At 71.3% G+C, this 17,602-nt stretch carries 16 protein-coding genes and 1 pseudogene; 3 read left to right on the top strand and 14 right to left on the bottom strand.

Annotated features, from left to right (window positions below; all coding sequences use genetic code 11):
* Nucleotides 1-29 precede the first annotated feature (29 nt).
* The 11 genes from ACIQM3_RS21680 to ACIQM3_RS21730 form a co-directional block, all read right to left on the bottom strand.
* A complete protein-coding gene (locus tag ACIQM3_RS21680; RefSeq protein WP_401626710.1) occupies nt 30-1,577 on the bottom strand; it encodes a glycoside hydrolase 43 family protein in 1,548 nt (515 codons plus the stop codon).
* A complete protein-coding gene (locus ACIQM3_RS21685) occupies nt 1,574-2,398 on the bottom strand; it encodes a PmoA family protein (RefSeq protein ID WP_401626712.1) in 825 nt (274 codons plus the stop codon). The genes ACIQM3_RS21680 and ACIQM3_RS21685 overlap by 4 nt, the downstream gene beginning before the upstream one ends.
* A complete protein-coding gene (locus ACIQM3_RS21690; RefSeq protein WP_401626714.1) occupies nt 2,395-3,567 on the bottom strand; it encodes a Gfo/Idh/MocA family protein in 1,173 nt (390 codons plus the stop codon). The genes ACIQM3_RS21685 and ACIQM3_RS21690 overlap by 4 nt, the downstream gene beginning before the upstream one ends.
* The gene (locus ACIQM3_RS21695; protein ID WP_401626716.1) at nt 3,564-4,931 is read right to left on the bottom strand and encodes a polysaccharide lyase family 1 protein; all 1,368 of its coding nucleotides are present in this window, start codon (nt 4,929-4,931) and stop codon (nt 3,564-3,566) included. The genes ACIQM3_RS21690 and ACIQM3_RS21695 overlap by 4 nt, the downstream gene beginning before the upstream one ends.
* A gap of 5 nt (nt 4,932-4,936) precedes the next feature.
* Nucleotides 4,937-5,854: a carbohydrate ABC transporter permease gene (locus ACIQM3_RS21700; RefSeq protein WP_401626718.1), complete on the bottom strand. Its 918-nt coding sequence runs from the start codon at nt 5,852-5,854 to the stop codon at nt 4,937-4,939.
* Nucleotides 5,851-6,789, bottom strand: coding sequence for a carbohydrate ABC transporter permease (locus tag ACIQM3_RS21705; RefSeq protein WP_401626719.1), 939 nt, complete (start codon nt 6,787-6,789; stop codon nt 5,851-5,853). Before ACIQM3_RS21705 ends, ACIQM3_RS21700 begins: the two co-directional genes overlap by 4 nt.
* Nucleotides 6,790-6,912: 123 nt before the next feature.
* Entirely contained in the window at nt 6,913-8,655 is a 1,743-nt protein-coding gene (araD, locus tag ACIQM3_RS21710) for an L-arabinonate dehydratase (protein ID WP_401626721.1), read from the bottom strand.
* Nucleotides 8,652-9,554, bottom strand: a complete 903-nt coding sequence (locus ACIQM3_RS21715) for a dihydrodipicolinate synthase family protein (protein ID WP_401627429.1) — start codon at nt 9,552-9,554, stop codon at nt 8,652-8,654. Before ACIQM3_RS21715 ends, araD begins: the two co-directional genes overlap by 4 nt.
* A 50-nt stretch (nt 9,555-9,604) precedes the next feature.
* The gene (locus ACIQM3_RS21720) at nt 9,605-10,261 is read right to left on the bottom strand and encodes a GntR family transcriptional regulator (protein WP_401626723.1); all 657 of its coding nucleotides are present in this window, start codon (nt 10,259-10,261) and stop codon (nt 9,605-9,607) included.
* A 225-nt stretch (nt 10,262-10,486) separates the two neighbouring features.
* Nucleotides 10,487-11,671 (bottom strand): hypothetical protein, encoded by a 1,185-nt coding sequence (locus ACIQM3_RS21725; RefSeq protein WP_401626724.1) that lies wholly within the window; start codon nt 11,669-11,671, stop codon nt 10,487-10,489.
* Entirely contained in the window at nt 11,668-12,627 is a 960-nt protein-coding gene (locus tag ACIQM3_RS21730) for a 5-dehydro-4-deoxyglucarate dehydratase (protein WP_401626725.1), read from the bottom strand. Before ACIQM3_RS21730 ends, ACIQM3_RS21725 begins: the two co-directional genes overlap by 4 nt.
* A gap of 341 nt (nt 12,628-12,968) precedes the next feature.
* Between ACIQM3_RS21730 and ACIQM3_RS21735 the strand changes: the two genes are divergently transcribed.
* From ACIQM3_RS21735 to ACIQM3_RS21745, 3 genes are all read left to right on the top strand, one after another.
* The gene (locus ACIQM3_RS21735; protein ID WP_401626726.1) at nt 12,969-13,778 is read left to right on the top strand and encodes an NAD-dependent epimerase/dehydratase family protein; all 810 of its coding nucleotides are present in this window, start codon (nt 12,969-12,971) and stop codon (nt 13,776-13,778) included.
* A 57-nt stretch (nt 13,779-13,835) separates the two neighbouring features.
* Nucleotides 13,836-14,069 (top strand): hypothetical protein, encoded by a 234-nt coding sequence (locus tag ACIQM3_RS21740; protein WP_401626727.1) that lies wholly within the window; start codon nt 13,836-13,838, stop codon nt 14,067-14,069.
* Between the two features lie 64 nt (nt 14,070-14,133).
* A complete protein-coding gene (locus tag ACIQM3_RS21745; RefSeq protein WP_401626728.1) occupies nt 14,134-15,357 on the top strand; it encodes a TerD family protein in 1,224 nt (407 codons plus the stop codon).
* 108 nt (nt 15,358-15,465) lie between these two features.
* Here ACIQM3_RS21745 and ACIQM3_RS21750 read toward each other — a convergent pair whose 3' ends face one another.
* The 3 genes and pseudogenes from ACIQM3_RS21750 to ACIQM3_RS21760 form a co-directional block, all read right to left on the bottom strand.
* Complete coding sequence (locus tag ACIQM3_RS21750) at nt 15,466-15,696, bottom strand: hypothetical protein (RefSeq protein ID WP_014156926.1); 231 nt, start codon at nt 15,694-15,696, stop codon at nt 15,466-15,468.
* A 79-nt stretch (nt 15,697-15,775) separates the two neighbouring features.
* Nucleotides 15,776-15,992 (bottom strand): annotated as a pseudogene (locus ACIQM3_RS21755) (TROVE domain-containing protein); the annotation flags it as partial.
* A gap of 131 nt (nt 15,993-16,123) precedes the next feature.
* Complete coding sequence (locus tag ACIQM3_RS21760; protein ID WP_401626729.1) at nt 16,124-17,590, bottom strand: alkaline phosphatase PhoX; 1,467 nt, start codon at nt 17,588-17,590, stop codon at nt 16,124-16,126.
* Between the last annotated feature and the right edge of the window lie 12 nt (nt 17,591-17,602).

A 17,602-nucleotide genomic window follows, 5' to 3' on the forward strand; every position in this document is an offset into this window, starting at 1 on the left:
CGACTCTCCTAAAGCGGTGCGGGGTCGGGTCAGGTTCTGGGTGGTGTTCCGGTGGTGCGGAATGCGGTGAAGCCGGCTGTTCCGGACGGCCCTGTCCCGGCCGGCGCGGTGGCGAAGAGCCCTAGGAGCGCTCCCACCCAGCGCCAGGGGGTGGCCGCGAAGACCTGGCCGGACGCCTGGAAGCCGGCCCCGTCGCCGGTGTCGGCGTAGAAGCGGCAGCGGGCGCCCCGGGTGACCTCGATACGGACGCGGACGGCTGCCCCGGGCGCGGGGCGCGGGTGTTCCGCGTCCCGCTCGTGCTCGGCGACGGTTTCGGCGTACCGGTGCACGAGCCTGGCCGTCCCGTCGGCTCCGGCCTCCAGGCCGATCCACGAGAAGGCGTCCCCGAGCACGGCGAACCCGGCCTTCGCCCCGGGTTCGGCGGAGTCCAGTGTGATGCCGGTCTCCACGGTGAACTCCTCGGCGGGCATCCGCTGCACCAGGACGTTGGGCAGGGCGCGCAGATCATGGGCGTACGCGGTCCGTACGCAGCTGAGGCGCAGCCCGTCGCCGCCGTGCCCGACCGTCCAGCCGGGCCGCGGGTTGGCCGTCCACTGCCACTGACGGCCGTAGCGGCCGCCGGGGAAGTCGTCGCTGGAGGCGGGCGCTTCGACGGGCTGCTCGGGCGCGCCGGGGCGGCGGTTCACGAGGACGGGCTCGCCCTCGTCGCCGATGACCGGCCAGCCGTCCTCCCAGCGCATCGGCTGGAGGTGCACCACACGGCCGTACGCTCCGCGGGCCTGGAAGTGCAGGAACCAGTCCTCACCGGCGGCGGTCCTGACCCAGCCGCCCTGGTGCGGGCCGTTGACCTCGGTGGTGCCCTGCGCGAGGACGACCCGCTCCTCGTAGGGCCCGTCGAACGTCCGCGAGCGGAAGGCGCCCTGCCAGCCGGTCTCCACTCCCCCGGCCGGGGCGAAGATCCAGAACCAGCCGTCGTGCCGGTAGAGCTTGGGGCCCTCCAGGGTGAACCAGCCCGGGATGGTGTCGGCGTCGACGAGGGTCGTGCCCTCGTCGAGCAGCTCCCGGCCGTCGGGGCTCATCCGGTGGCCGGTGAGCCGGTTCTTGATGCCGGAGCGGGACTTCGCCCAGGCGTGCACCAGGTAGGCCTCGCCGGTCTCCTCGTCCCACAGGGGGCACGCGTCGATCAGGCCCTTGCCGGACTTGACGAGGTGCGGGGCGCTCCAGGGGCCCCGGATGTCCTCGGCGTTGATCTGCTGGATGCCGTGGTCGGGGTCGCCCCAGAAGATCCAGAAGCGTCCCGCGTGGTGGCGCAGCGAGGGCGCCCACACCCCGCAGTCGTGGCGGGGCACGGCGAAGTCGGCGTCCGGTCCGAGCCGGTCGAGGGCGTGGCCGACCAGGGTCCAGTTGACGAGGTCGCGGGAGTGGAGCAGGGGCAGTCCGGGGACGCGGCCGAAGCTGGACGCGGTGAGGTAGTAGTCGTCGCCGTCGCGTACGACGTCCGGGTCGGACCAGTCGGCGTTCAGGACCGGGTTGCGGTAGGTGCCGTCCCCGAGGTCGGCGGTCCAGGGCATCGTCATGCGGAGACCGCCTTACGGACGTGGGTGGCCGCGGCGTCCCGGTCGAGGCGTCCGTCGGCGACGACGGTGACGATCCGGCGCACGACGGTCTCCCCGGCTGGGACGGGAAGCCGGTGGTCGGCGGCGAGGGAGGAGCCGACCCCCGGGTATTCGGTGGTCCGTACGAACCACGGGTCGCGCCGGGTCTCGTCGGTCGCGCCGGCGAAGACGAGCGTCCAGCCGTCCCCGGCGAGGGCCAGCCAGTCGGCGGCCCTGCCGTGCACGGCTTCCTCGCCGTCGAGCGTTCCGCTGAACACGGCGGGCGGCGCGGCCTCCTTGGGGGCTCGCCAGAAGAAGCCGCCGTATCCGGCGCCGGGGCGGCCGTTGGTGGCGGGGCTGCCGATGGAGAGGTCCGTGGAGCCGCGGTTGGAGAGGGAGAAGGAGAAGTCCAGCGCCCAGGCGGTGTCGGAGATCTCGGCGACGGCGACCGTGCGGTGCTCGCGCAGCAGCTCGGCGCCGTCGGCCTCCCAGCTGAGCTCCTCCACGAAGCCGTCCGGGTCGCGCAGCTTCCAGCCGAGGTGGCGCTGCGTCCCGTGGTTGTCGAGCTCGGTGGGGCCCTGGTCGCGGACGAAGGTGCGCCCGCCCCAGAAGTTGTGTCCGGCCACGTCGGGCACCGCGACGGAGGCGCCCAGGTGGTGGATGTGGTCGGCCGGGCGCTCCTCGGTGACGGAGGTGCCGGCGAGCGTGGTGACGGGGTGCAGATAGGGCCGGTTGCCCGCCTCGGGGCCGTAGCTGTAGCGGCCGACGGGCCGTCCGGCGCAGCTGAGGAGTGCGGTGGTCATGGTGTGCTCACCTCGCTGGGGCGCGCCCAGGAGGCGCCTAGTTCGGAGAAGAGGGTGAGGGTGTCGGCGGCGGCGGCGACGGTGCCGTCGATGCCGCGCACGACGCGCCGTACGCCGTCGCCCGTGTCGGCGGGCCGGGTGTGCCAGGCGGTGGCGGGCAGCGCGGTGGGCTCGGGGGCGGTGCGTACGGCGTCGAGGACCCGCATGAACGCGCCGGTGCGCTCCGGCGGTACGAGGAGCGCGGTGCCGTGCTCCAGGTGGTCGACGAGGTTCTCCAGGAGGTCGGTCCGCCCGTGCACGGTCTCCTCCGGGCCGTGTCCGGCGCGCTGGACGAGGACCCGGTCCTGCTTGTACCAGAAGGTGATGCGGCCGCGGTCGCCGTGGACGATCACATACGGTTCGCCCGCCTCCTCCGCGCAGAGGGTGACCGCGACGGTCACCGGGAGCCCGTCCGTGGTGGTGACCCGGACGCAGCTGGTGTCGTCGGACTCGATGTCGTGGGCCCGGAAGAGCTCGGTCTCGATGGACGCGACGTCCTCGTCCGTTCCCCGGTCCGCGAGTTCGAGCGCGGTGGCGACGGCGTGCGCCAGCGGGTTGGTGAGCACCCCGTCGACCACGTCGGTCCCGCCCATCCTGCGGCGCCCGGCCCAGGGTGCGCGCCGGAAGTAGGCGTCGTCGCGGACCCAGGCCCCGGCGGCGCCGATGCCCCGTACGGTGCCGATGGCCCCGGTGCGTACGAGGTCCTTGACGGCGGTCACGGCGTGCGAGCCGAAGGACTGGAAGCCGATCTGGCAGGCGATGCCCGCCTCCCGTACCCCGTCGGCCATGCGGGCGTAGTCGTCCCAGGTCGCGGCGGGCGGCTTCTCCAGGAGGAGGTGAACGCCCCGGGCCGCGGCGGTCAGGGCCAGCGTGGTGTGGGTCGGGATGGGGGTGCAGACGATGGCGGCGCGGGCGCCGGTGGAGTCCAGGAGGGCCCCGAAGTCGGCGGACTGCTCCGGCATCTCGTCGGCGAACACGTCGAGTTCGGCGTCGGTCAGCGGATTCAGTTCGCAGACCCCGGCCAGTCTGACCAGGCCCTGGTGCTGGAGGCGGCGGATGTTGGCGAGGTGCCAGCGGCCGTGGCCGCGGGCTCCGGCCAGGACGACGGGGAGGGGTGTGGTCGCACTCATCGGGCGGCCCTCCCCGCGCCGGCCCCGCGGGCCACGTCGGCGGCGGCGTCTGCGGCGCTGTCGACCGGGCCGTGCAGGGTGGGTGTCCAGCCGGTGTCGGTGGCGAGATCGGTCTCGCTGCCGGAGTTGTAGGCGTTGTAGATGGAGACCAGGTCGACCGGGAAGCCGTTGAACACGGTGCCGCGCTGGGTGAGGGCGCTGCCGTTCCAGCTCTTCAGCAGGTCGGCGACCTCGACGTGGCCCGGGGTCTCGAAGGCGTTGTTCTCGGCGACGATCCGGGACTCGGTGGAGATGCCGAGGGAGTAGCGGTAGTCGCCGTCCTCGGGGATGACGTAACGGTTGTTGTAGAGGTGGACCTGGCCGAAGCGGACCCGGGGGGCGCGCTGCACGACGGAGTGGAACTCGTTGTGGTGCAGGGTGACGCGGAGTTTGCCCCGGTCGGTGGTCACGCCGTCGCCGTTGCCGATGAGCATCGCCTTGTCGTGGTCGGCGAACCGGCTCCAGGAGACGGTGACGAGGTCGGAGCCGTTGGTGATGTCGAGGAGCCCGTCGTGGCGCAGGTAGTTGCGCCCGAAATAGGTGGGCTCCCGGTCGTCCGGGTGGCCCTTGTCGCTCGCGGTGACGTGGTCGACCCAGACGTGGGTGGCGCCGCGCAGCCACAGCGTGTCGTACGCGGTCTTCCAGTCGCCGAGACCCCCGGTGTTCGGCTGCCATGCCGGGAAGCAGTCGTAGGCGTCGCGTAGTTCCAGATTGCGGATGATGACGTTGTCGGCGTCCTTGACCTGGAGGCTCGCGCCCTTGAGCACCGCGTCCGCACCGATGCCGACGATCGTGGTGTTCGGGCCGACCGCCAGTTCGACGCGTTCGGCCTGGCGTGCGGCGGACGCCTTGCGGGCGTCCTCCTGGGGTCCGGCGGGCTTGGCGCCGCCCCATGTACGGGGGTCATAGGCGGCCAGGTACGCGTCGAGGGCGTAGCCGTCGGTGGCGTAGTCGGCGCAGTCCAGCCGCCGTCCCCGGTCGTCCGTGTTGGCGTCGATCGTGCCGGCCACCCGGATGATCTTGGGTACGGAGCTGCCGCCGTCGAGCGCCGCGACGAGCTGGGCCCGGTTGCGCACGGTGAGGACGTGGTCCTCGTCGGCCGCGGAGCCTCCGGTCGTTCCCGTGCCTTCCGCGGCCCAGCCGTCGTTGCCGGCGAGCACCTCCCGGCCGAAATCCCGGCCGGGAGCCGTCGCGGCCGTCCCCGGCGCCGTGTCCGGCGACGCGGTGGCCGCCTGGGCACCCGGCTGGAGGGCCGTGGTGCCCAGCAGCAGGGCGAGCGCGGCACCGGCGCGGCGCCCGGTACGGGGGCGGAGCTTCCAGGTCATGTGCGTCATCCCTTCACGGCGCCGGCGCTGAAGCCGGTGATGAGCCACTTCTGGATGAAGGCGAAGACGATCACCACGGGCACGGCGGCGATGACACCGCCCGCGGCCAGCGCCCCCAGGTCGACACTGTCGGCGCCGATGAGGGTGTTGAGACCGACCGGGATCGTCTGCTTGTCCTGCTCGCTGAGGAACATCAGGGCGAACAGGAAGTGGTTCCAGCTGTGGACGAAGGCGAACGAGCCGACCGCGATCAGTCCGGGGCGCAGCAGCGGCAGGACGACGGCGCAGAAGGCCTTGAAGCGCGAGCAGCCGTCCACCCAGGCGGCCTCCTCGAGGGAGACCGGCACGTTCTTGATGAAGCCGCTGATCAGGATGATCGAGAGGGGGAGCTGGAAGACGGTCTCCGCGATGACGACACTCCCCAGGGAGTTGATCATCTGGAGGTTCTTGAAGATCTCGAAGAGCGGCACGAGCATCAGGGCGCCCGGGATGAACTGCGAGCAGAGCAGCGCCAGCATGAAGGCGCCCTTGATCTTGAAGTCGAACCGGGCCAGGGCGTAGCCGCCGGCCAGCGCGACCAGGGTCGTGGCGATCAGTGTCGCGACGCCGACGATCATGCTGTTCTGGAAGAAGAGGGCGAAGCTGCGCTCGTTCCAGACCTTGGAGAAGTGCTCCCCCGTCATCGGCCAGGGCACCAGCGAGGTGGAGCCGGCGGGCCGTACGGCGAAGAGGAACATCCAGTAGAAGGGGATGAGGGTGAAGAGCAGGTAGATGCCGAGCGGCACGTAGATCTGCCAGCGCGGTACGTCGTCGAAGGCACGCTCACGCTTGGTGCGGCGGTGCGAGGAGGGCGGCGGGAGGTCGTTGCCCCCGGACAGTCCCGGCGTGCGGGCGTCGTTCTTCTCCACGAGTGCGGCAGTCACTTGTTGTCGCCTCCGAACTTGCTCAGGCGCAGATAGACGATCGAGCAGAAGAGGAGGATCACGAAGGCGACGGTGGTGAGCGCGGAGGCGTATCCGAAGTCGTGGCCCTCGATGCCTGTGTTGGCGACGTAGAGCGGCAAGGTGGTGGTCTCGCCCGCCGGTCCGCCGCCGGTGAGGGTGTAGAGCAGGTCGACGTTGTTGAACTCCCAGACCCCGCGCAGCAGGGTGGCCAGGATGATCGCGTCGCGCAGGTGCGGGAGGGTGATGTGGAAGAACTGCCGCAGCCGGCCCGCGCCGTCCACCGACGCCGCCTCGTACAGCTCCTTGGAGACGGACTGCAGGTCGGCGAGGATGAGGATGGCGAAGAAGGGGACTCCGCGCCAGAGTTCGGAGATGGTCGCCGCCCAGAAGACGGTCCCGGTGTCGGAGAGGACGGACGTGCCGTACTCACCGATCCCGGCGTCCGCGAGGTAGCGGCTGAAGCCGGTCGAGGAGTTGTAGAGCAGGATCCAGATGGTGCTGGTCAGCACCCCGGAGACGGCCCAGGGCGAGAAGACCATGGCGCGGGATATACCGCGGCCGATGAAGGTCTGGTTGACGATCAGCGCGAGGGCGAGACCGAGCGCGAGTTGCAGGGTCACCTGGGTGAAGACCCACTGGGCGCTGAAGCCGAGCGTCGGCCAGAACTGCTCGTCCTCGGTGAAGATCCTGGTGAAGTTGTCGAAGCCGGCGAAGCCGTTCCGCCACGGCTTGGTGACGTTGTAGTTCTGCAGGCTGTAGTAGAAGACGCTGACCACCGGGTAGGCGATGAAGCCCAGCATCAGCAGGCCCGCGGGCGCGATCAGCAGATACGGCAAACGGCGGGGTGTGGCCGAGCGGCGCTTGGACGCCTTCCCCTTGGGGGGCGGTGTGGCCACGGCTGCGGATTGGGCCATGACGCGTCTCCGATCTCTGGAAAGTGCTGGATGTGCCGTGCTTTCGGTGCATGATGCAAGCGCTTACCGCATGCCGTTCGATATCCCGGACGGGGCGGTGCGCGGAATTCTCTTCGCCCGGCTTCAGCCCGCGTACGGGTCGGGCACTTCTCCCTGCCGTGCCAGGAACGCGAAGTCGCATCCGGTGTCGGCCTGGGTGATCTGGTCCTGGTAGAGCGCGCCGTAACCGCGCCCGTAGCGGGCGGGCGGTTCGGTCCACCCGGACCTGCGGAGCTCCAGCTCCTCGTCGGTCACGTCGAGGTGGAGCAGCCGCGCCTCGACGTCCAGCGTGATGCTGTCACCGGTGCGGACCAGGGCGAGCGGTCCGCCGACGAAGGACTCGGGCGCGACGTGCAGGACGCAGGCCCCGTAACTGGTGCCGCTCATCCGGGCGTCGGAGATCCGCACCATGTCCCGTACGCCCAGCTTCAGCAGGTAGTCCGGGATCGGCAGCATGCCGTACTCGGGCATGCCGGGGCCGCCCTTGGGGCCTGCGTTGCGGAGCACCAGCACATGGTCGGGGGTGAGGGCCAGGGCCGGGTCGTTGATGGTGCGCTGCATCTCCTTGTAGTCGTCGAAGACGACCGCGGGACCGGTGTGGCGCAGCAGGTGCGGCTCGGCGGCGATGTGCTTGATGACCGCGCCGTCGGGGCAGAGGTTGCCGCGCAGGACCGCGACACCGCCCTCCTGGGCCAGGGGGTTGTCGCGCTCCCTGATGACGTCGGCGTCATGGACGAGCGCCCCGTCGAGCTGTTCGCGCATCGTGGCGTGCGAGACGGTGGGCCGGTCCAGGTGAAGCACGTCGGTGAGCCGCGCCAGGAACCCGGGCAGCCCTCCGGCGAAGTGGAAGTCCTCCATCAGGTACTTCCCGCCGGGGCGGAGGTTGGCGAGGACGGGCACGGTGCGGGCGATGCGGTCGAAGTCGTCCAGGGTGAGCTTCACCCCGGAGCGGCCCGCCATCGCGATCAGGTGGATGACGGCGTTGGTGGAGCCGCCGAGGGCGAGGACGGTGGCGACCGCGTCCTCGTAGGCGTCCGCCGTGAGGAGTTGCGACAGCTTCAGCTGCTGCCACACCAGTTCGACGATCCGGATCCCGGACTGTGCCGCCATGCGGTCGTGACCGGAGTCCACGGCCGGGATGGAGGAGGCACCGGGCACGGTGACGCCCAGCGCCTCGGCGGCCGCCGTCAGGGTCGAGGCGGTACCCATCGTCATGCAGTGGCCGGGTGAGCGGGCGAGCCCGTTCTCCAGCTCGGCCATCTCGCAGTCGCCGATCAGGCCGGCGCGCTTGTCGTCCCAGTACTTCCACATGTCCGTGCCGGAGCCCAGGACCTCGTTGCGCCAGTGCCCCGGCAGCATCGGCCCGGCGGGCACGAAGACCGTCGGCAGGTCGACGGACGCGGCGCCCATCAGCAGCGCGGGCGTGGACTTGTCGCAGCCGCCCAGCAGCACGGCGCCGTCGACGGGGTAGGAGCGCAGCAGCTCCTCCGTCTCCATCGCCAGCATGTTGCGGTAGAGCATCGGGGTCGGCTTCTGGAAGGTCTCCGAGAGCGTGGAGACCGGGAATTCGAGCGGGAAGCCGCCCGCCTGCCAGACGCCCCGCTTGACCGCCTGCGCGCGGTCGCGCAGATGGACGTGGCAGGGGTTGATGTCGGACCAGGTGTTGAGGATCGCGATGACCGGCTTGCCCAGGTGCTCCTCGGGGAGGTAGCCGAGCTGCCGGGTGCGGGCGCGGTGGCTGAACGAGCGGAGCCCGTCCGTGCCCCACCACTGGTGGCTGCGCAGCTCCTCGGGGGCGATGCGGCCCGCCGTGCCGTTCTCCGTCATATCGACCACCCGGCGACCAGACCGGCGACCTCGGCGCGCTGCTCCTCGGGCAGCACCCGGCTCGGTGCGCGTACGTCGCGGCGGCAGAGCCCGAGCGAGGCCAGGGCCTCCTTGACGACCGTCACGTTGTTGGCGGACTGCCGGTCGGCGCGCAGGTCCTCGAAGCGGCGGATCTGCTCCCAGACCTTCATCGCCGCGAGGTAGTCGCCCGCCCGCAGCGCCTCCAGCATGGCGAGCGAGACACCGGGGGCGACGTTGACGAGTCCGGAGGTGAAACCGCTGGCGCCGGTCGCGAAGTAGGAGGGGGCGTAGAGCTCGGCGAGCCCGGCGACCCATACGAACCGCTCCAGGCCGGCGTCCCGGGCGAACGCTCCGAAGCGGGCGGCGTCCGGGACGGCGTACTTCACACCGATGACGTTGGGGCAGCTGTCCGCGAGCTCGGCGAGGCGCTCGCCGGCGAGCAGCGGGTTGCGGATGTACGGGACGACCCCGAGCCCGGGAACGGCCTCGGCGATGGCCCGGTGGTAGTCGATCCAGCCCTCCTGCGAGACGTAGGGGTGCACCGGCTGATGCACCATCACCATCTCGGCCCCGGCGTCCCTGGCGTGCTCGGCCGCGGCCACGGCGGTCGGCACGTCGTGGCCGACCCCCACCAGGACGGTGGCACGGCCTCCGGCCTCCTCGATGGTCAGCTCGGTGACGGTGCGCCGCTCGTCGGGGGTGAGTGCGTAGAACTCACCGGTGTTGCCGTTCGGGGTGACGATGCGGACGCCGCCGTCGAGCAGCCGTCGCAGAAGTGCGCGGTGCGCCGGGACGTCGATGCTCCCGTCCTCGGCGAACGGGGTCACCGGGATCGCGACAACGTCAGCGAGGGCCGCCTTCAGCGGTGAGAGGTCCATGCGGACTGGCCTTTCGTCGAGGTGCTGGTGATACACGTCCAGCTGGTGGTTCACGCTGTGTCACCCCCGTCTTCGTCGTCGGGGAAGGCACGGCGTACGAAGGATGCGATGTGGTCGTGCAGGGCCCCCACTGCGGCCGTCGCGTCGTCGGCGAGGGCGAGCCGCAGGATCTCCCGGTGCTCGGCCGCCTCGCGCTCCCAGGACGGGTTCGCCGACCAGGCCACGGTCGACACCAGTGCGGCCTGGTCGCGGATCTCGTCGAGCATCCGGGCGAGCAGCGGGTTCCCGCAGGGCAGGTAGAGGGCCCGGTGGAAGTCCCGGTTGGCGAGCGACCTGTCCGCCTTGTCGATCGCCGAGTCGGCACGCTCCAGGGCCTCCTGGGCCGCTTCCAGCGAGACCTTGCGGGTCATGGAGCGGCGCAGCGCCTCCGGCTCGAGGAGCAGGCGTACGTCGTACACCTCCCGGGCCATGGCCGCGTCGACGAGCCGCACGGTGGCACCCTTGTACTGGCTCATGACCACCAGCCCGGTGCCGGCGAGCGTCTTCAGCGCCTCGCGTACGGGCGTCTTCGACACCCCGAACTGCGCGGCCAGTTCGGTCTCCACGAGCGCCTGTCCCGGTTGCAGCTGCGCGGTGAGGATCGCGTGCTTGATCGCCTCCAGCACGTACTGGGTCCTGGACGGAATCGGGGCAGGCGCAAAGGTCATGGGGGAAGGGCTCTCACATCTCGCGTATGGCGTCTCATATATGACGTACGAAGTACGACGCGATGAAGCTAGAGCGGTGGGAATGTTTCGTCAACGCTTCTGGCAAAAGAAGTTCGGCGAACGTGGAAACCCGGGCGGCGCGGCGCACCCCGGGGCCGGCATGACTCAGGCCCCCGGCCGCACGCCGGGGACCTGAGTCATCTCGAGGGTGGGAACGCTCCGGGATCAGCCGCCGCGGACGGCGGAGAGGGCGGTCGTGACGGCGCTCAGGTCCGGCCCGGAGGCCAGGCCCGCGTGGTAGAGGCGCAGTTCGTTCGCGCCGAGCGAGGCCGCGTGCGCGGCGTCGCTCTCCAGCGTGCCGGGGCTGCCGCCCATGCCGCTCACCACGTTGAAGTTCGCCGCCAGCACCCCGGACAGCTCCGCGAACGGCCCGAGAACAGCCTCGCGTGCCGTCGCGCCGCCGGTGCAGGGCAGCACGAGGCCGTCCGCCGTGGAGAGGATGTGCGCGGGGTCGACCCCCACGTTGGCCCCGGTGCGGTAGGAGGCGGGATCGGCGTGGAGCAGGACCTGGAAGTCCGGTCCGGGTGCCGCGGCCCGTACGGCGGCGACAGCGGCCTCCTGGAGCGCCCTGGCGACAGGGTCACGCCACCGCCGGGTGGCGTCGGCGAGGCCGGCGCCGAGCAGCTTCTCCACCCCGGCCCAGCCCTGCTCACCGGAGCCGGATCCGGCCCAGACCGGTTCCAGGGCGTGGCGCACGGCGGTGCGCAGCTCCTCGGCGTCCTGCCCCACGGAGGCGTACCCGGCCCGGCAGTCGGCGCAGAAGCAGAGGGACATCAGATACTGCGCCGCGTCCCCGAGCGCGACCCCCGAGGTCTTGTCGTGGGCGTGCAGATGGGCGAAGCCGTACCAGCCGCACGATTCCAGCTCGGTGCCCGACGCCCCCGGGCGTACGGCCGCCTCGGCCGCCAGGTCCACCAGATACGCGCGGACGACGGGCTGCGCGATGCACGGCGCCCAGGGGTAGCGGTCGCCGTAGGCGTTGACCACCGAGGTGTCAGGATGCTCGGCGCCCAGGCGGGAGTTGTGCGCGAGGACTACCCAGGAGTGCACCTGGAGACCCGCTCCCGTGAGGGCCTCGGCCGCCTCGGCGTAGGGGTCCTGCCCCGCCACCCAGGACTGCGCGTACGGGCGCAGCGTGCGCCCCCTCCAGCGCGCGGCGTCCGGCGGGTAGAGCACCGCGGCGTGCTCGGCGGTGACGATCCGGTGGCCCGGATGACGCGGGGTCAGGGCCCGGGTGGAGTGGTAGGCGGAAGCGAGCGTCACCTGCTGGACGCCGAGGCCGGCGAGGCGGGCGGGGGCGTCCGGGTCCCCCACGACGTCCCAGGGGTACAGGAAAGCCGAGGCCTTCACTTCGCCTCACCCGCGCGGTACTTCTCCAGGACCGCGCGGCCGTCGGCGATGATCGAGGTCAGCTCCTCGATGTGCGCGGCCGGGGGCTCGGTGAGCGGGGTGCGCACCGTCCCGACGGCCAGACCCTCGAGCCGGACGGCCGCCTTCACGAGCGACACCGCGTAACCGTGGCCCTTGGCCCGGAGTTCGACGAGCGGACGGTAGAAGTGGTCGAGCAGCGCGTTGACCAGGTCGTCGTCACCGGAGTCCAGCGCCCGGTAGAAGGCCAGGGCGATGTCCGGGGCGAAGGCGAAGACGGCGGAGGAGTAGAGCGTGACGCCGATGCCCCGGTAGGCGAGCCCGGTGAGCTCGGCGGTGGGCAGCCCGTTGAAGTACAGGAACTCCTCGCCGGGCAGTTCCGTGCGCACGGCGCTGACGATGCGCTGCATCAGGTCGAGGTCGCCGTAGCCGTCCTTGAGGCCGATGATCCCGGGGGTCCGGGCCAGGGCGACGACGGTCTCCGGGGTGAAGAGCGCGTTGTCGCGCTGGTAGACGACCGTCTCCAGGGAGGTGGCGGCGGCGAGGGCGGTGTAGTGGGCCAGTAGCCCTTCCTGGCCGGCGACGACGAGATAGGGCGGCATGGCGAGGAGTCCGTCCGCCCCCGCCTCCTCGGCGAGCTTCGCGTACTGGATCGCGAGCGCCGTGCCGTAACCGGCACCGGCGACCACGGGCACCTGCCCCGCGGTCTCCTCGACGGCCGCCCGCACGACGAGCCCGAACTCCTCCGGGGCCAGTGCGTGGAACTCGCCGGTGCCGCAGCAGGCGAAGACGGCCGCCGCGCCGGCGTCCACGCCCTGGCGCACGTGCGCGCGGAAGGCGTCGAGGTCGACGGCGCCGTCCGGCCCGTAGGCGGTGACGGGGAAGAAGAGCGGCCCGGCGACATCGGTGAGTCGGGCGGCAAGAGGGGCTGAGGTCACGGGCGCTCCCTGTGCAGATTCAGTCGTGCACAATTATGATCGGTGTCCATATCTCTGAACGCTGCCACGCTAAGGCAGCCGTACGGCGCCGGTCAAGACAGGAACACCCAACCCCGAGACGAACCTGTCCGGACCGAGCGACACTTGACGCGGTCCGCCGCGAGTTCCTAGCGTGTCCACGCATGTGAATGCTGCCCATGGATTTGACGCATCGGGCGGTCGCGTGACGTCGGCGTGCCTCGCGCACCCCGCCGCCCGCACGCCCACCCCGCGCAGCACCGCATCGCCCCGTCCGCGCACGCCGCGCCCGCACCCTGCGCCCGCACCGAGGAGATCCCCGAATGCCAGCTCCGCGCACCGTCCTTCTCACCGGCGCCGCCGGCGGCCTCGGCACCCTCATGCGGGGACTGCTTCCCGCGTACGGCTACGACCTCAGGCTCCTCGACCTCACCCCCATCGAGGGCGAGCCGGACGCCGTCACCGCCGACCTCGGTGACAAGGCCGCGCTGCGGGAGGCGGTGCGGGGCGTCGACGCGGTCATCCACCTCGCGGGCATCTCCCTCGAGGCCTCGTTCGACAAGATCCTGCGCTCCAACATCGAGGGCACCTACAACCTCTACGAGGCGGCGCGCGAGGAGGGCGTCGGGCGCATCGTGTTCGCCTCCTCGAACCACGCCATCGGCTACACCCCGCGCCCGGTCGCCGGTGACCCGCTGATCCCGGTCGAGACCCCACGCCGCCCCGACACCTTCTACGGCCTGTCGAAGTCCTTCGGCGAGGACCTCGCGCAGTTCTACTGGGACAAGCACGGCATCGAGACCGTCTCCGTGCGGATCGGCTCCTGCTTCATGGAGCCGACGTCGGTGCGGATGCTGTCCGTCTGGATGAGCCCCGGCGACGGGGCGCGCCTGTTCCACGCGGCCCTCACCGCCGAGGACGTGCGGCACACGGTGGTCTACGGCTCCTCCGACAACACCCGGCTCTGGTGGGACCTGACGACGGCCCGCTCCCTCGGCTACGAGCCGCAGGACGACTCCGAGCAGTACGCGGAGAAGCTCGTCGCCGAGCACGGGGAGCTGGACCCGGCGAACCCCGACCACGCCCACATCGGCGGCCACTTCGTCACGGACCCGCCGATCTGGCCGTACTAGGGTCGGGCCCACGCAATTCACGCGACGCGGCACCACGGGTCGGGGCACCATTCGGGCATGCCGAAACCTTCCGGATTCCAGTACGAGCAGCACGGCGACGCGAGCGTCACCCTCACGCACCACGGCCGCCCCGCGGGCACCCTGCGCGGCGGCCGGGCGGAGAAGTTCCTCGCGGAGGTGACCTCCGGTGACGCCCAGCTCGTCATGGCCCGCTGGACGGGCGCGTACCGGCACGGCAACGAGCGCGCCGCCCGCGAACACCCCCGCAACCGGGCGCGCGGTGGGCGCTGAGCCGTACGGAGCAAGTCCGCGAAGGTAAGGGAACGGCAAAGCCGGGTCGTTCGTTACCCCGTGCATGACCGCAATGACCCCCGGCTCGAACATCCCTCTCTCCGCCGCCCGCGTGGCGGTGGACGTCGCCGCCCCGGTGCGGCTCGACGTCTCGGGCCTGCTGCTCACCGCCGACGGCAAGGTGCGCTCCGACGACGACTTCATCTTCTACAACCAGCCCTCGGGCCCCGGCGTGACCTACCGCTCGGGCGGCGGGTCGGCGCCCGACGCGATCGTGGTGGACACCACCGCGGTCCCCCCGGGCATCGAGAAGATCGTGGTCACGGCGAGCCCCGACGCCGCGGGCCAGACCTTCCAGGGCGTGGAGCCCACCGCCACCGTGCGCAACGCGGACGACGGCAGCGCGCTCGCCACGTTCACGCCGCCACAGCTGGGCGGCGAGACGGCGCTCGTGGTCATCGAGATCTACCTGCGCAACGGCGCCTGGAAGGCCCGCGCGGTCGGCCAGGGCTATGCGAACGGGCTGGCGGGCATCGCCACGGACTTCGGCGTCTCGGTGGAGGAGCCCGCCCCGGCGGCGGCGCCCGCACCGGCCGCCGCACCCGTCGCACCGCCTGCCGCTCCGCCCATGGCTCCCCCGGCTGCCGCGCCCGTCGACCCGCGGATCGCGCCGCCGGCCCCCGCGGCACCGCCCGCACCGCCCGGCTCCGGCAAGATCAACCTCGACAAGGGCCGGGTCAGCCTCCAGAAGAACCAGACCGTGTCCCTGGTCAAGGGCGGCAGGCCGCTGCTCTCCCAGGTCAAGATGGGCCTCGGCTGGGAGCCCGCGTTCCGCGGCAAGGACATCGACCTCGACGCCTCGGTGATCGCCTTCGGCCCCAACCGCAATCACCTGGACAGCTGCTACTTCGGCAAGCTCTCCATCCTGAACGGCGCGATCAAGCACTCCGGCGACAACCTCACGGGCGAGGGCGCGGGGGACGACGAGGTGATCGTCGTGGATCTCGGCCGGATCCCCGCGGACGCGACCGGCCTGGTGTTCACGGTCAACTCGTTCACCGGGCAGAAGTTCACCGAGGTCGCCAAGGCCTACTGCCGGCTGATCGACGCGGGCACCGGCGAGGAGCTGGTCCGCTTCGACCTGACCGGCGCCGAACCGCAGACCGGCGTGATGATGGCCAAGCTGATCAAGCAGTTCTCCGGCGAGTGGGAGATGACCGGAATGGGCGAGTTCGTGAAGTCCCGGACCGTCCGCGGCATGGTCAAGCCCGCCGCCAAGGCCCTGTAACACCGCCGCCCCCGGGAGACGGCTTCCGGGGCACCCGCGGGGTCTCCCCTCAGGTGCCCCGGATCCGGAGAGTTTCCGGTGGGACGCGGTGCGTGCTCGTTCGCTCTCTCAGAGCTTGGTCAGCTTGGAGTACGGGCTCAGGATCCTCCCCTGTCGCCCCGAGAAGTCGATGAGCACTGCGTCGTTGTCGCCCTCGACAGCGAGGACTCGGCCGAGTCCGAACTGGTCGTGCGACACCCTGTCGCCCACATCGAAGCATTCGACCGGTGGGGCCGCCTGGGCCGGGCGGTTGAAGGGACTGGAAGGCAGGTGACGCCGGGAACCGGCTGACTGTTTCATTACGGTCGAGTATGCGCCCTGTAAGCGCCCGACGCCATGCCCGACCGCTCCGGAGCGGTCAGTAGTGCCGCATTCGTAATCAGCGGTTCCGGGGCCGGTCCGCGCTCCTGCCCGCTTCCAGCAGGGGCATCATGCGGAACGCCGCGTCGGAAAGACCCCCGAAGGTGTGGCGGTTCTCGCTTCCCCACGGCGCGTGCCCGACCCGGTACCCGGCGAGGTTCCAGGTGTGTACGGGCACGTCCGTCGGGATGTCCTCGGTGGTCCCCGTAGTGGGTGAACGACGCCTGCTCGTCGGTGCCGGCCGCGGCGTGGTTTCTGGAAAGGAAGCAGCCGCCGCCTTCGCACCGGGAGGTGCGTTGCCCTGACTCCAGGAGAACGCCTGCGCGGCGCGTGAGGGGATTACCCCCGCACGCCGCGCAGGCGGGTGTCAGTGCTTGTCCGGCTGGCGCTTCCACGGACCCGTGATGGCGAGCATGATGCCGGGGGTCTGGATGTTGGCGAACAGCGTCTTCCCGTCCGGGGAGAAGGTGACCCCGGCGATCTCGCTGTAGGAGGGGTCCTCCTCCGTGCCGGCGTTGAGGTCGTTGCGCGCGATCGGGTAGGTGCGCCCGCTGTCGGTCGCGCCGAAGAGGTGCTGGATCCCGTTCCCGTCCTCGGAGATGACGATGCCGCCGTACGGGGACACGGTGATGTTGTCCGGGCCGTCGAAGGCGCCGTCCACCGACGGGTCGGCGTTGACGCCGAGAAGGACCTTGAGGGTGACCGTGCGGCGCTTGGGGTCGTAGAACCAGACCTGGCCGTCGTGGGCCACGGGGCTCTCGTCCCGGGCGAACGAGGAGACGAAGTAGGCGCCGCCGTCGCCCCACCACATGCCCTCGAGCTTGCGGGCGCGGGTCACCTGGGTGTCGGTGAACTGCTTGCGCACGGAGACGGTCTTCGCGTCGCGGTCGGGTACGTCGACCCAGTCCACGCCGTAGACGGTGCCGATCTCCGTGGCGCGGGACAGGTCGTCGACGAACGCGCCCCTCTTGTCGTAGCACTTGGTGGCCTGGAGGACACCGGCGTCGTCGGCGAGGGTGCGCAGCTTCCCCCGGCCGTGCTTGAAGCCGTGCGGCGGGACCCAGCGGTAGAGCAGGCCGTTGGGGCCGGACGCGTCCTCGGTCAGGTAGGCGTGCCCCCGCTTCGGGTCGATGACGACGGCCTCGTGGGCGTACCGGCCGAACGCCTTGATGGGGCGCGGGTCGCGGTTGGCGCGCTTGTCGTACGGGTCGACCTCGAAGACGTAGCCGTGGTCCTTGAGCAGTCCGTTCCTGCCGGCCTTGTCCTCGGTCTCCTCGCAGGTGAGCCAGGTGCCCCACGCGGTGCTGCCGCCGGCACAGTTGGTCGACGTACCCGCGATGCCGACCCACTCGGCGGTGCGGCCGTCGCGACGGGTCTCCACGACGGTGCAGCCGCCGGCCGCGACCGGGTCGTAGACGAGGCCCTCGGTGAGCGGGACGGGGTACTCCCAGCCGGCCCGGGTGCCGCTCAGCTCGTGGTTGTTGACCAGGAGCGTGACACCGCGGGCGCCTTCGAAGGCGGCGGTGCCGTCGTGGTTGGAGGGGGTCGGCTCGCCGGTCTCCAGCTTGGTGACCCCGCTGTGGGTGATGACGCGGTACGAGAATCCGGCGGGCAGCGCGAGGATGCCCTTCGGGTCGTCGATCAGCGGCCCGTAGCCCAGCTCCTTGCCGTGCCCGTGGCCCTTGCCGTCGTCCCCGTGGTCATGGCCGTGCCGCGAGTCCTCGGCGGCCAGGGCGCCGGGTGCCGTGGCCAGTGCGCCGACGGCACCGGTCAGGGCTATCCCCGCACCGGTGAGGGCGGACTGTCTGCTGAATTCCCTGCGGGTGATCGACATGGCGGGCTCCTG

Origin of the sequence: Streptomyces sp. NPDC091271, from assembly GCF_044757505.1 — a bacterium.
Lineage (GTDB): Bacteria > Actinomycetota > Actinomycetes > Streptomycetales > Streptomycetaceae > Streptomyces.